The sequence below is a fragment of the Pseudoalteromonas sp. MBR-15 genome, from assembly GCF_053628915.1.
Genome location: NZ_JBRJHH010000002.1, coordinates 144,553 through 158,030 on the forward strand (window position 1 = coordinate 144,553; position 13,478 = coordinate 158,030).

Consider the following 13,478-nt stretch of genomic DNA (forward strand, 5'->3'; position numbering starts at 1 on the left):
AAATAGATTAATCAATAAGACCGCTAACAATGTGGTTATCTTTCAGTTAGATTTTGCGTGCGACTTGCAATGCTTCAAAAATTGCACGTTTTGCATCAATGGCCGCGGCCAGTTTTGCACCACCTATCACATGCACTTTTGCGTTTTCAGCCTCAGCTGCAAATGGTTCACTGTTAGACACCTGACCAATACAGGCAATCACTGTATCAACATCAAGTATCTGTTCCTCACCCTTTACGGTAATCTTTAACCCTTGATTATCAAAACTGATGTACTGGCAGTCAGCAATTTGTTTAACTCCATGCTGTTTTGCTACTTGGCGGTGGATCCACCCCGTCGTTTTACCCAGCTCACTGCCAAAGCGACCTGAACTTCGTTTTAGCATATAAATTTGGCGATTATCTTTGTGAGGTTGTGGCTCACACTCTATTCCCCATTGAGTTTTAAACTCTTCAATGGTTTGATCTTTATGCTCACTTAAAAAGGCCACCATATCGAAACCGATACCTCCAGCGCCTAATATCGCAATTTTTTCACCCAGTTCAACCTCACCTCTAATCACTTCATCGTAGGCAAAAACACGCTTACCATCAGCACATTCAATTTTAGCTTCACGAGGTCTAACACCGGTCGCAAAAACAACATCATCGTATTGATTTAGCATGTTATCTGAAAACTCAGTGCCCAATTTTAATTCAACATTTAAACGCTTAAGTTCATTAGTGAAATAATTTAGCGTGTGATTAAAATCTTCTTTTCCGGGTATTTGCATGGCTAAATTAAACTGGCCGCCCATTTGCTCTTTACGCTCAATGAGCGTTACTTTGTGCCCTTTTTGCGCCAAATAGCAACTCGCAGCAAGGCCAGCTGGTCCTGCACCTACCACTAACACTAAACGTGATGACGCGGCTTTTTCTAGGCTATATTCAAGCTCAAATGCAGCTTGAGGGTTCACTAAACAGGTCGCACGTTTATTTTTAAATACGTGGTCTAAACAACCCTGATTACAACCAATACAAATATTTATCTGCTCAGTTTTATTATTTACGTATTTATTAAAAAACTCAGGATCAGCTAAAAGTGGTCTTGCCATCGAAATAAGGTCTGACTCTCCTGCCGCTAAAATACTATTAGCAATCTGTGGGGTGTTAATACGGTTTACCGCAACCACAGGAACTGAGACCGTGTCTTTTAAACGTTTTGACGCCTCTTTAAATGCGCCAGGAGGAACCATACTGGCAATCGTTGGGACGCGAGCCTCATGCCAACCTATACCAGTATTAAAGATATCAACGCCGGCTTCTTCAAGCGCCAAAGCTTGTTGCTTTACTTCATCAGGAGTAGAACCGTCAGGAACTAAATCCATCACTGATAAACGAAAAATAATAATAAATTTTTCACTGACTTTTGCGCGTACTGCTTTCACTATTTCAACAGCTAGGCGCATTCGGTTTTCTAAGCTACCACCATAAGCATCATTACGCTTATTAGTATGATTCGCCATAAACTCATTAATTAAGTAGCCTTCTGAGCCCATGATCTCAACACCATCGTAGCCCGCCTTTTCGGCTAAGCGCGCTGAGCTTGCAAAATCTTTTATGGTTTTTTTAATAGCACCAAGTGACATCGCCTTTGGTTTGTATGGGTTTATTGGCGCTTTAATCGCACTAGGAGCATGATTAAATGGATGGTAGGCATAACGCCCTGCATGCAAAAGCTGTAAACAAATTTTCCCACCATGCTGGTGTACTGCTTCAGTGTAAGCACGGTGTTTAACAACGTCATAATATGAGCTAAACGTTGATGCAAATGGAGTAAGTTTACCGCGTAAATTCGGACTATACCCGCCGGTAATAATTAAGCCTGTGCCTCCTTTAGCACGTGCTTCATAAAATGCGCGTAACCGTTTACGATTATGCCAGCCCTCTTCAAGACCGGTGTGCATTGAGCCCATAACCAAACGATTACGAAGTTCGGTATGCGGTAATTGTAATTTTTGTTCTAACATTGTCTGCCCCGTTAACTGGTCGAACCTCTATGATGTTTAGATTCTGCGGTAATAACCCAGAATAATCAACTTTTAGCGAGTAATTAACTGTCGCAATTTCTCGTTTTAAACACTCTGTTACTATTTAACAGTTAAATTTCAGATTATTCTAAGCTAAGATGGGATTACTACTAAGCTGTACTGAATTAAGGAATTATTTTGCTAGCAAAGATATTTAAAGGCATATGGACTGGGATAAACTTTTCCCGCCGTTTGGTTCTAAACCTATTATTTTTAATACTAGTAATACTCTTTATTGTCGCTATTACTAGCGAAGAAGACAAAGTTAAAGTCGCGGATGGAACCGTACTGCGCCTAAACTTAAATGGCCCTATCGTTGAAGAGAAAACCTATGTTGACCCTGTAGAAGCAGCCATTAATGATGCGACTATGGGCAAAGAAGCACCTTCAGAGATTTTGCTTGATGATATTATTGAAGTTATCAACCAAGCTGCAAAAGATGACCGTATCTCTGTTATGTTGCTTGATCTTCAAAAAATGCCAAGCGCGCATATCAATAAGCTTAAACAAATAACAAAAGCGATTGATGAGTTCAAAGACGCTGGTAAACAAGTTATTGCTACAGGCTATTACTACACTCAAGCACAGTACTATATTGCAGCACATGCCAATGAAGTGTCTATGCACCCTTATGGTGGTGTCAGCATTGAAGGTTACGGCATGTTCCCGCTTTACTTTAAAGACGCCCTTGAAAAGCTAAAAGTAACACAGCATATTTTCCGTGTAGGTACGTACAAGTCAGCAGTTGAACCATTTATTCGTAATGATATGTCAGATGCAGCAAAAGAAGCCAACCAAGTATGGTTAACTGCACTTTGGAACGAATATAAGTCAGATGTTGCCGCTTCTCGCCCATTTGATGAAAGTAACTTTGACGAAGATATGGATGTTTACCTTGCAAAAATGCAAGCAGTGGATGGAAATTCAGGTGACTATGCCTTAAACAATCAATGGGTTGATTCACTAAAAACATCTCAACAAATTCGCCAGCAACTTATTGACCTAGTCGGTACAGAAGAAACCGGTAAAACATTTAAGCAAGTGAGCTTCCGTGAATATTTATCGCTGGTTAAACCTCCTATCGAATTTGATAACCCTATTACCGAAAAAGTAGCGGTCGTTGTTGCAAAAGGCACGATTGTTGATGGTGAACGTAAAGCCGGTGAAATTGGCGGTGATTCTACCGCAGCCCTACTTCGCAAAGCGCGCTTAGATGATAAAGTAAAAGCTGTGGTTCTGCGTATTGACTCAGGCGGTGGTAGCATGTTTGCCTCTGAGGTTATTCGTGCTGAAGTTCTGGCACTTAAAGCCGCAGGAAAACCGGTTATTGCGTCAATGAGTTCTGTTGCGGCCTCGGGGGGGTATTGGATTGCCTCTGCTGCAAATGAGATTTGGGCAGCGCCAAGTACGATTACAGGTTCAATCGGTGTTTTTGGTACTTTTATGACATTTGAAAACACCATGGCTGAGTTAGGTATCTATTCAGATGGTGTTGCAACCACTGATTTAGCAGGCTTCTCTATTGCTCGCCCACTGGATGAAAAAATGGCCGACATCATTCAACTCAGTGTAGAAAATGCCTACAAACGCTTCTTAAACGTTGTAGCCGAAGCGCGAAATATGACTCCTGAGCAAGTTGATAAAATTGCCCAAGGGCGTGTGTGGATTGCAACTCAGGCGAAAGAGCTTGGCTTAGTTGATAAACTAGGTGACAAACAAGATGCGATTGAAGCGGCAGCAGAACTTGCAAAATTAAAGCATTACGATGTTAAAACCATCAAGCAATCTTTAACACCCCAAGAGCAAATGCTACAGGATATTTTTGGCACCGCTGCTGTACAAGCATTCTTAGCTAAGTCGCAGTCTTCTGACTCTGTGCTTGCAACACAAGCTAACTTACAAAGCCTTGTTAAGCAGTTGAGTAGTGAAATTGATAATTTAAAAGATTACAACGACCCACAAGGTGTCTATGCACGCTGTTTAGTGTGTAATGTAATTCAATAAGTTACTAACTAACGCGATTTTAGGTATACTAAGCCCAGTTAATTTACTGGGCTTTTTTATGAAACGTAAACGTATATATATCGCCTATACAGGCGGCACAATCGGGATGAAAAAATCGAGCCGAGGCTATGTTCCTGCTGAAGGCTTTTTAACCGAAACAGTGGTCAACAATGCTGAGTTTAATCGTGATGAAATGCCTTTATTTGATATTCACGAATACTGCCCTTTGATTGATTCATCCGATATGTCACCGGCACATTGGCAACTTATTGCTGACGATATCAAAAGTAAATACCAAGACTATGATGGCTTTGTCGTATTACATGGCACTGACACAATGGCCTACACGGCATCGGCTTTATCGTTTATGTTTGAAAATTTGACCAAACCCGTGATTGTCACAGGCTCGCAAATTCCTTTGTCACAGCTTCGCTCTGATGGTCAAGTTAATTTACTAAACGCCATGTACTTAGCAGCGAATTACCCTATTGCTGAAGTCAGCCTGTTTTTCAATAACCAACTTTTCCGTGGTAATAGAGCAACAAAAGCACACGCAGATGGTTTTGACGCGTTTGCTTCACCTAACCTTGAACCGTTAGCGTTATCAGGTATCAATATACAATTAATCAAGGGGCAATTGAGCCCGTATGTCGATAACGAACTGCAAGTATCTAACATTACTCCACAACCAATTGGCGTGCTGTATTTATATCCGGGGATCAGTCCTGAGGTTGTAAAAAGCTTGGTTAACGATAACATTAAAGCGCTTGTATTATTAAGCTTTGGCGTTGGCAATGCACCACAAGACCCTGCCTTTCTAGACATCCTCAATGAGGCTAGTAAGCGTGGCATGGTGATTGTTAATCTTACCCAGTGTTTAAAAGGACATGTCAACATGGGCGGGTATGCCACCGGTAATGCATTACTCAACTGTGGTGTTATCAGTGGCTATGACATGACTTTAGAAGCCTGTTTAACAAAGTTACATTACTTATTTAGCCAAAAGCTTGAAGTTGAAACAGTGCGCCATCTTATGCAAGACAACCTACGTGGCGAGTTGAGTCGATAAAATTAAAGTTTTAGATATTAAAAAGGCACCGTACGGTGCCTTTTTTCATGATGGTGAGTAATTCAACTCATTAACGGACTTTTTCGTCAATATCGACTAAATCAGTTAAATGGCAAACTTCACCACTGTGTGTTTTGATACCGTGCTCACCGAAGTAATCACGCTGTGCCTGAACCAAATGTCCATTGCTTGGTGTTGTAAGTGTTGCAATATACGTTTGTGTTGCAGTTAACACAGGGAATGCAAGACCAGAAGCAACTGCCGCCCCTGTCACTTTACGAAGTGCAGCTGATTCACGCTGCATAGAATCAATAAACTCTACGCCTTCAGCAACATTATCTAAGTAATCGGCACGAATAATACAACCCGCTCGCCACGTTTGTAACGTTTTAGCAAGATCAACTTTCCATTGGTGCGCACGTGATGCACCTTTGATAAGCGCAAGACCTTGACGGTAAGCCAGTAAACTTGCCAACGTAAACGCGTCTTTTAATTCTTCTAGGTCTAACTCAACAGTGTTAGTTGCTTTGGCTGCATAAGTCATTTCTTTTGCAGCATGCGTATCACATGTATTTGTTAAATGGCGAGCTTGTACCGCAGCAACCAGTGAAGGCACTGCAATGCCTAACTCAAGCGCATTTTGTGCTGTCCATAATCCAGTGCCTTTGGCCCCTACTTTATTGTCAATTAAGTCAACTAAAGGCTCACCTTCAGTTGTTTCAAGGCTAAGAATATGACTAGAGATTGATAGTAGGTAGCTATTTAATGTTCCTTCAGACCAATCATTAAAAATGTCGGCAACTTCTTTTGGCGTGCGATTAGTGCCCAAACGAAGCAGTTGATACATTTCTGCAATAAGCTGCATCAACGCATATTCGATACCGTTGTGCACCATTTTTACAAAGTGACCGCTTGCAGATTGCCCTACACGCGCAAAACACGACTCACCCTTGTAACTTGCTGCAACTTTTTCAAACCACGGCTCAACACGCTCCCAGCCGCCTTCGGAGCCACTGGCCATCATTGCAGGACCATGGCGTGCGCCTTCGGCACCCCCTGAGATCCCCATTGTGGCGAATTCAAATTTATTTTGGAACTTAAGTTTACGGCTAATACCGTCTTTATAGTTACTATTGCCGCAATCGACGATGATGTCATCACACTCGACGCCTGCTTCCGCAAGCTCAGTACATACTTTATCAACCAATTCACCAGCAGGAACTAAAAGTAAAATTGAACGAGGCGGCTCTAAACGTCTAACCATATCATTTAAATCAGACACAATATGTAAACGGTCTGCCAATCCGAGTGCTTTCGCACAGCTTAGTAACTCAGCACCCGCATCAGGGTTCTTATCGTACGCTACTAATGTCAGCCCTTTTTCAATCAGGTTGAGGGCAAGATTTTTACCCATAACGCCTAACCCTACTAATGCAACTTGCATTTAGTGTCCTCCTCGGTAACAACTATTGGTTAGTTAATCAAAATAAATACGCGCGCATTATACCCAAGCAGCCCAAAAATGCGAGCATCCAAGCCAACTTGGTAAAAATCAGTGTGTTTAAAAGCGACGTTGTTCAAATTATATCAAAATAACGCAGGCATCGGACCAGATTTTTATAATACCCATTTAAAAGTTAAGTGTATTGACGCCACCTGACACCGGTGTCATAATATCGTCATTCAATTTTTGTATTATGATTCAATAATACATGGATTCAGATACTCATAGTTAAAAAACACATTTTTTACCTATGAGTTCTACACCGTGCCGTTGTATAAGCCCATTAGCAAGGCTTTTAGCACGACTTTTTAATAGTAAACCATCAATTCGCTTAACATCGATTAAGCGCACAGGAGAATTTGATGCTAAGACGCACAAAAATTGTTGCGACACTTGGACCGGCAACCGATCGCGATAACAACCTAGAAAAAATTATTCGTGCAGGTGCAAATGTTGTTCGTTTGAACTTCTCACATGGCGTTGCTCAAGATCACAAAGACCGTGCTCAAGCTGTACGCGATATAGCAAAGCGTTTAGGCAAGCACGTTGCAATACTTGCTGATTTACAAGGTCCTAAGATTCGCGTTTCTACATTTAAAGATGGCAAAGTAAACTTAGAAGTAGGTGCTAAATTTACGCTAGACGCAAAAATGGAAAAAGGCCAAGGCGACGTAAACGCTGTGGGTATTGACTACAAAGAATTACCAAACGATGTAAAATCAGGTGATTTGCTACTGTTAAATGATGGCTTAATTCAACTTACTGTCGACTCTGTTGAAGGTGAATTAGTGCATACCACAGTCACTGTGGGTGGCGTGCTTTCGAACAATAAAGGCATCAACCGTTTAGGCGGTGGTCTAACGGCCCCTGCTTTCACCGAGAAAGACAAAGAAGATTTAATCACAGCAACCGAAATTGGTGTTGACTATATTGCAGTTTCCTTCCCACGCAGTGGTGATGACATGCGCTATGTACGTTCACTAGCCGAAGCGGCAGGTTCGAACGCGCAGTTACTCGCTAAAATTGAGCGTGCAGAAGCGGTTGAAACCGTTGAAGCAATTGATGATATCGTCCTAGCTTCTGATGCTGTAATGGTTGCGCGTGGTGATTTAGGTGTTGAAATTGGTGATGCTGCCCTTGTGGGTAAGCAAAAGCTTATTATTAGACGCGCTCGCTCATTAAACCGTACAGTAGTAACGGCAACGCAAATGATGGAATCAATGATCGATAACCCAATGCCAACACGTGCAGAAGTTATGGACGTTGCCAACGCAGTGCTTGATGGGACTGATGCGGTTATGTTATCAGCAGAAACAGCGGCAGGTGACTACCCAGAAGAGACTGTCGCAACCATGGCGCGTGTATGTTTAGGTGCCGAGTCACAAAAAGAAACGCACGTCTCTAAACACCGTTTAGATAGCCGTTTTTCTTCTAACGCTGAATCTATTGCACTTTCAGCCATGTATGCTGCTAACCACCTTGACTCAGTGAAAGCGATTATCACACTGACTGAATCTGGTAGCACGGCTAAACTTATGTCGCGTATCAGCTCTGGTTTACCTATTTATTCGCTGTCTCGTCATGCAAGTACATTAGGCCAAACAGCACTTTATCGTGGCGTTTACCCTGTATACTTTGACTCAACTAAATGTGAAAAAGACAACATGGTTCGTGATGCGTTAAACACGCTTGTTAAGCAAGGCTCTTTAGCCACAGGTGACACTGTAATATTAACTCACGGTGACGCTATGGAAACCATTGGTGCAACTAACACGATGAAAATTGTGACGGTATAAAAACCAATATAACGAAAAAAGGCGCAGAATTAATTTTGCGCCTTTTTTGTTTAAAATAGCGTATCAGCTTGCCAGTGCTGCTTTTACTTTATCGCGATAACTGCGGCTTACTTTTAACTCTTGGCCATTATCGAGCACTAATAAGTACTCACCGCTGACTTGAGTAACAAGTTTGCTGATTTGTTTTGTATTAACAATCGCACTGCGATGTACTCGCACAAATAACTGGGGATCTAGTTCTTGTTCAAGCTCTTTCATTGTTTTGCGTAAGATATGTGTTTGCCCGTCTTGGCAATGTAAACACATGTAATCACCAGCAGCGTCAACCCATTGAATAGTAACAACAGGCACACGGACTATTTCACCCTGCTCTTTTACAGCCAGTGACTCCGGATAACGACGGTCGGCTAAGCTATCACCTGTGGCCAGCTTTTTTAAAATCTCTTCGCAATTATTGCCTGTTATACCCGCGACAAAACTCGCTAGTTTTTTCTTATGGGCGTTATCTTGTTGCGTCTTTAAATAGGTATGCACTTTCTCTACCGCCTGTTTTAGTCTGTTGTCATCGACTGGTTTAAGAATATAATCCAATGCATGAATCTCGAATGCTTTTACAGCAAACTGATCAAACGCCGTTACAAATACAATTGCAGGTAAAGGGTTCACACTTTCGCTTAACGCACGTGCTACTTCGAAACCATTCATATTTGGCATTTGAATATCTAAAAAAACTAATTGGATGTTACCACTAAGGCATTCATCTATTGCCTCTTGACCATTGCTACATAAACGAATGACTTCTATGTCGTCAAACTCAGAGAGCCGAACCGCTAAGCCTTTCCTAGCTAATGGTTCATCATCAACGATCAAAGTTCTAATTTTGCTCATTTCTTAACAGCCTTTTCAAACGGAACACGCAGATTAACTTTTAATCCACTTGGCGAATTGTCAGAGAGTACAAACGAATAGTTGTTCTCATAAAGTGTTTTTAATCGGTCCTTTGTATTTGCTATGCCAACGCCTTGAGAATTAACCAGTTGACCATCTATTAACTCAGTACCAGGACCATTATCGCCTACTTCCAATAATAGTTCATTTGCAAAAACTTGTGCTTTAATATCAATCACTCCCCCCTCATTAAGCTGCGCTATCGCATACTTGATTGAGTTTTCAATAATGGGCTGGAGGATCAAACTCGGTACTAATGCCTCTTTCGCTTGCTCGCTAACATCAACATTGACCTGAAGACGCTCATCAAAACGTACTTTTTCAATCTCTAAATACAGCATGAGTGCGTGTATTTCTTGCTCTAGAGGCACCTTTTTAATGGGATCAGTATTGAGTGTGTAGCGTAAGAAGTCACTTAATTTAGAGACCATTAAATTCGCATCTTTATTCTCTTTCACCAAAATTAAGGTTGATATTGCATTCAGTGTATTAAATAAAAAGTGCGGATTAAGTTGGTAGCGCAGCATTTTTAACTGTGCTTCGTGCGCCATTGTTGTTGCTTTTAGGGCTTTTTGACGCTCACTTTGCAGTAGTTGGTAATACTTTATGCCAAAATACAAACCACTCCAGCACAGAATAATATAGACAGAGTCTAATCCTTGCTGAAAATAATAAAACCATTCATTCGGCCGGTAACCGTGTCGATAAATTTCCCATAAGTTGAATTTTTGAACGACCGCCCATAACGTGCCCGTGATATAGGATGCCCCAAACACAACCAGCATAAGAACCCATGGCGATGCATTCCAAACTTTGCGATACATATAACGCAGTGGTACTGTCATTAAACACCCTGCATAGGCGTTTAATACAATAACAAATACGTAAATATCACGCATTTCAAATACTTTTGAGCCGATATAATTCACCAACGCGTAGCCTATCCAGCCTGCTATTTGCAAAACCCAGAAGAAGCGTTGTCGATTATCAACTAATGATTGCCAATTCAAAATATCAAGTTACCTTTCGTCGTTATTTTTATTATACCGATAGTCACTCATGCAAAGCACTGCCACCTATCTTAATTTTTAATAGCCTTACCGCATTCTACAGGCATTAAAAAAGCGAAGACTTTGACGGCCTTCGCTTTTTAATCAGCAATTTATTACGCCAATTTATCAGAGGCTACTTTGTATTTAGGATCCTCAATCACGTTAACCTCGACAAGATCGCGCGCCTTATGAAGCAACTGAATACAATCTGGGCTTAAATGACGTAAATGTAATTTTTTACCCGCTTTAGCATACTTATCGGCTAAACTATCAATGGCTTCAATCGCACTGTGATCTGCCACTCGGCTATGTTTAAACTCAATAATGACGTCTTGGGGATCACTTTTTACATCGAATAATTCGGCAAAGTTTTTCACCGAGCCAAAAAACAGTGGGCCATGCAATTCATACACTTTTGAGCCTTCTTGGTCGATATAGTTACTTGTATAAATGTGTTTAGCATGCTGCCAAGCAAATACCAGTGCAGACACAATCACACCTACGCATACAGCAATAGCAAGGTCAGTGGCAACAGTCACACCAGACACTAATACAATCACAAATGCATCAGACTTTGGCACGCGCTTCATCATTTTAAAGCTTGCCCATTCAAATGTGCCCAGTACCACCATGAACATTACACCAACCAGTGCCGCCAGCGGGATCATTTCGATTAAGCCTGCTGCAAAAATAATGAATGCCAATAGGAGTAAGGCCGCGCTAATACCTGATAAACGTGAGCGACCACCCGAGTTAATGTTAATCATTGATTGGCCAATCATTGCACACCCGCCCATTGCACCAAAGAAACCACAGGTTACATTAGCAGCACCTTGACCAATACACTCTTTATTACTGTGGCCACGCGTTTCTGTAATTTCATCTATAAGCGTGAGTGTTAACAATGATTCAATTAAACCAATTGCCGCTAGAATTAATGCATACGGAAAAATTATTTTTAACGTTTCAAGGGTAAATGGCACCATTGGAATATGGAATTGCGGCAGACCGCCTGCGATAGTTGCTTGCTCGTTACCCGTCATCCCTTTTAAGAAATCAAGCACAGTGCGTGCTTCAAGGTCAAACCCAATCACAATGCCCGTGACTGTCACAATAGCAACTAATGATGAAGGTACCGCGGTAGTTAGCTTAGGTAAAAAGTGAATAATCGCCATTGTTAACGCGACTAAACCAAGCATTATGTAGAGCGCTTGACCTTCCATCCACTGTTGGCCGCCCATACCATCTGGCACTTTAAATTGACCTAGTTGGGCTAAGAAAATAACGATAGCAAGACCATTCACAAAGCCTAACATGACGGGGTGAGGTACCATGCGAATAAACTTACCAAGCTTAAATATACCTGCGAGGATCTGTAATATCCCCATCAATAATACCGTCGCAAATAGATATTCAACGCCATGGTCTAATACTAAACTTACCATTACGACGGCTAATGCGCCGGTTGCACCTGATATCATTCCAGGGCGACCACCAAAAATAGCCGTAATCAAACCAACAATAAATGCGGCATATAGGCCTACTAAAGGCTCTACATTAGCAACGAAAGCAAAAGCTACGGCTTCTGGCACCAATGCCAGTGCGACTGTCAGGCCTGATAATATATCGTTTTTAGCAGAGCTTGGCGCTTTGCTGAGTAAGTTAAACATTAAGATCCTCTTTCAAGTGTATGCATTTTGGCAAGGCGCAGAATTCTAGCAAAAACTGCCTACGTTAACAATCAGCAACAACCGTAAACACACAGACAACAAAACGGTTAGCACGCAAAAGCACTAACCGTTTGTCAATAAAAAGCTAAATGAAGAAGGTATAATTAAAGAGGTAAAGATGTACTTCGCTTCACACAAGTCATCGTCACATTTGAGTGTACTTCTTGCACAAACTCAAGATTTAGAAGGTTATCGCGAACAAACTGCTCATACCCTTCAATTCCTTTAGAAATAATGCGCAGCATAAAGTCCATAGTACCCGCCATGCTATAGCACTCGGTCACTTCGTCGTAGCTCATGATTAAACGTTCAAATTCAGCTAAGTTTGTTCTGCCATGATTTGATAAGCGAACATGTGCATAAACCAACATATCAAAGCCAAGCTTTTTCTCATCAAGTAAAGCAACTTTACCTTTGATATAACCATCTTGTTCAAGTTTAGCGATACGACGCCAACAAGGAGATTGAGATAAACCAACTTTATCGGCAATTTCTGCCGTTGATAAGCTAGCATCCTGCTGTAATAATGCCAAAATTTGGCGATCTACTTGGTTTAGAGACATTTTATTTCTTTTTCTTTAAAAATACTGAGTAAATTATATAACTGATTTGAATGTCAGTCTGCCTATTTTCTATTATTTATGCGAAAAAAATGCAATTTTAGCCAAAGCGTCCACTAATAAATGGATTCGTTTTTCGCTCATGCCCTACGGTAGTGTTTGGACCATGACCAGGTAAAATGGCAACTTCATCTGCAAACGATAAAATTTCTGATTTAATTGATGCAAGCAGCTGCGCACTATCGCCTTTTGGAAAGTCTGTGCGCCCTACTGAACCTTGAAAAATAACATCTCCGACGATGACCTGCTGTGTCTCGTCATCATAAAAGACCACGTGCCCTGGCGTATGGCCTGGACAATGGCGCACCGATAACTGGCTATTACCCACGCTAATCACATCGCCATGGTTTAACCACTGTGTTGGATAAAAAGGTGAAATTGGTGCAAATCCGAACATTTGAGCTTGCATTGGCAGTGAATCAAACCAAAACTTGTCGTCAATGTGTGGACCAATAATGTCAACATTAAACTTATCGGCAAGCTGTTTAGCCGCACCAACATGATCTAAATGACCATGGGTTAGATAAATTGCAATTAATTCACAACCAAGTGAGGCAAGCTGAGCGCATAATTTTTCAGCATCACCGCCAGGGTCAACTAATGCTGCTTTATTCGTCTGCTGGCAAATAATTATGCGGCAGTTTTGTGCAAACCCCGTCACAGGGACTGTAATGACTTTCATCGTTT

General features: G+C 41.4%; 10 protein-coding genes. 3 read left to right on the top strand and 7 right to left on the bottom strand.

Going from position 1 to position 13,478, the window contains the following annotated elements; all coding sequences use genetic code 11:
• Positions 1–46 precede the first annotated feature (46 nt).
• Positions 47–2,008 (bottom strand): oxidoreductase, encoded by a 1,962-nt coding sequence (locus ACSSVW_RS03755; RefSeq protein ID WP_036968222.1) that lies wholly within the window; start codon positions 2,006–2,008, stop codon positions 47–49.
• Between the two features lie 198 nt (positions 2,009–2,206).
• Between ACSSVW_RS03755 and sppA the strand changes: the two genes are divergently transcribed.
• Entirely contained in the window at positions 2,207–4,072 is a 1,866-nt protein-coding gene (gene sppA / locus ACSSVW_RS03760; RefSeq protein ID WP_036968219.1) for a signal peptide peptidase SppA, read from the top strand.
• 58 nt (positions 4,073–4,130) lie between these two features.
• Positions 4,131–5,141, top strand: coding sequence for an asparaginase (ansA, locus tag ACSSVW_RS03765; protein ID WP_036968216.1), 1,011 nt, complete (start codon positions 4,131–4,133; stop codon positions 5,139–5,141).
• Positions 5,142–5,211: 70 nt separating this feature from the next.
• On the opposite strand, the gene gndA is transcribed toward ansA, so the two are convergent.
• Positions 5,212–6,585 (bottom strand): NADP-dependent phosphogluconate dehydrogenase, encoded by a 1,374-nt coding sequence (gndA, locus tag ACSSVW_RS03770; protein WP_075593539.1) that lies wholly within the window; start codon positions 6,583–6,585, stop codon positions 5,212–5,214.
• Positions 6,586–7,007: 422 nt separating this feature from the next.
• On the opposite strand from gndA, the gene pyk reads away from it, so the two are divergent.
• Positions 7,008–8,441, top strand: coding sequence for a pyruvate kinase (pyk, locus tag ACSSVW_RS03775; protein ID WP_454178880.1), 1,434 nt, complete (start codon positions 7,008–7,010; stop codon positions 8,439–8,441).
• Positions 8,442–8,504: 63 nt separating this feature from the next.
• Here pyk and ACSSVW_RS03780 read toward each other — a convergent pair whose 3' ends face one another.
• The 5 genes from ACSSVW_RS03780 to ACSSVW_RS03800 all read right to left on the bottom strand — a co-directional run bounded on the left by ACSSVW_RS03780 (position 8,505) and on the right by ACSSVW_RS03800 (position 13,473).
• The gene (locus tag ACSSVW_RS03780) at positions 8,505–9,329 is read right to left on the bottom strand and encodes a LytR/AlgR family response regulator transcription factor (protein WP_036968204.1); all 825 of its coding nucleotides are present in this window, start codon (positions 9,327–9,329) and stop codon (positions 8,505–8,507) included.
• The gene (locus ACSSVW_RS03785) at positions 9,326–10,399 is read right to left on the bottom strand and encodes a sensor histidine kinase (protein ID WP_036968201.1); all 1,074 of its coding nucleotides are present in this window, start codon (positions 10,397–10,399) and stop codon (positions 9,326–9,328) included. The genes ACSSVW_RS03780 and ACSSVW_RS03785 overlap by 4 nt, the downstream gene beginning before the upstream one ends.
• 155 nt (positions 10,400–10,554) lie before the next feature.
• Positions 10,555–12,111 (bottom strand): SulP family inorganic anion transporter, encoded by a 1,557-nt coding sequence (locus ACSSVW_RS03790; RefSeq protein WP_036968200.1) that lies wholly within the window; start codon positions 12,109–12,111, stop codon positions 10,555–10,557.
• A gap of 164 nt (positions 12,112–12,275) precedes the next feature.
• Positions 12,276–12,734 carry an Lrp/AsnC family transcriptional regulator gene (locus tag ACSSVW_RS03795; protein WP_036968198.1) on the bottom strand — a complete coding sequence of 153 codons (459 nt, stop codon included), beginning with the start codon at positions 12,732–12,734 and terminating at the stop codon, positions 12,276–12,278.
• A 97-nt stretch (positions 12,735–12,831) separates the two neighbouring features.
• Positions 12,832–13,473, bottom strand: a complete 642-nt coding sequence (locus ACSSVW_RS03800; RefSeq protein ID WP_036968195.1) for an MBL fold metallo-hydrolase — start codon at positions 13,471–13,473, stop codon at positions 12,832–12,834.
• Between the last annotated feature and the right edge of the window lie 5 nt (positions 13,474–13,478).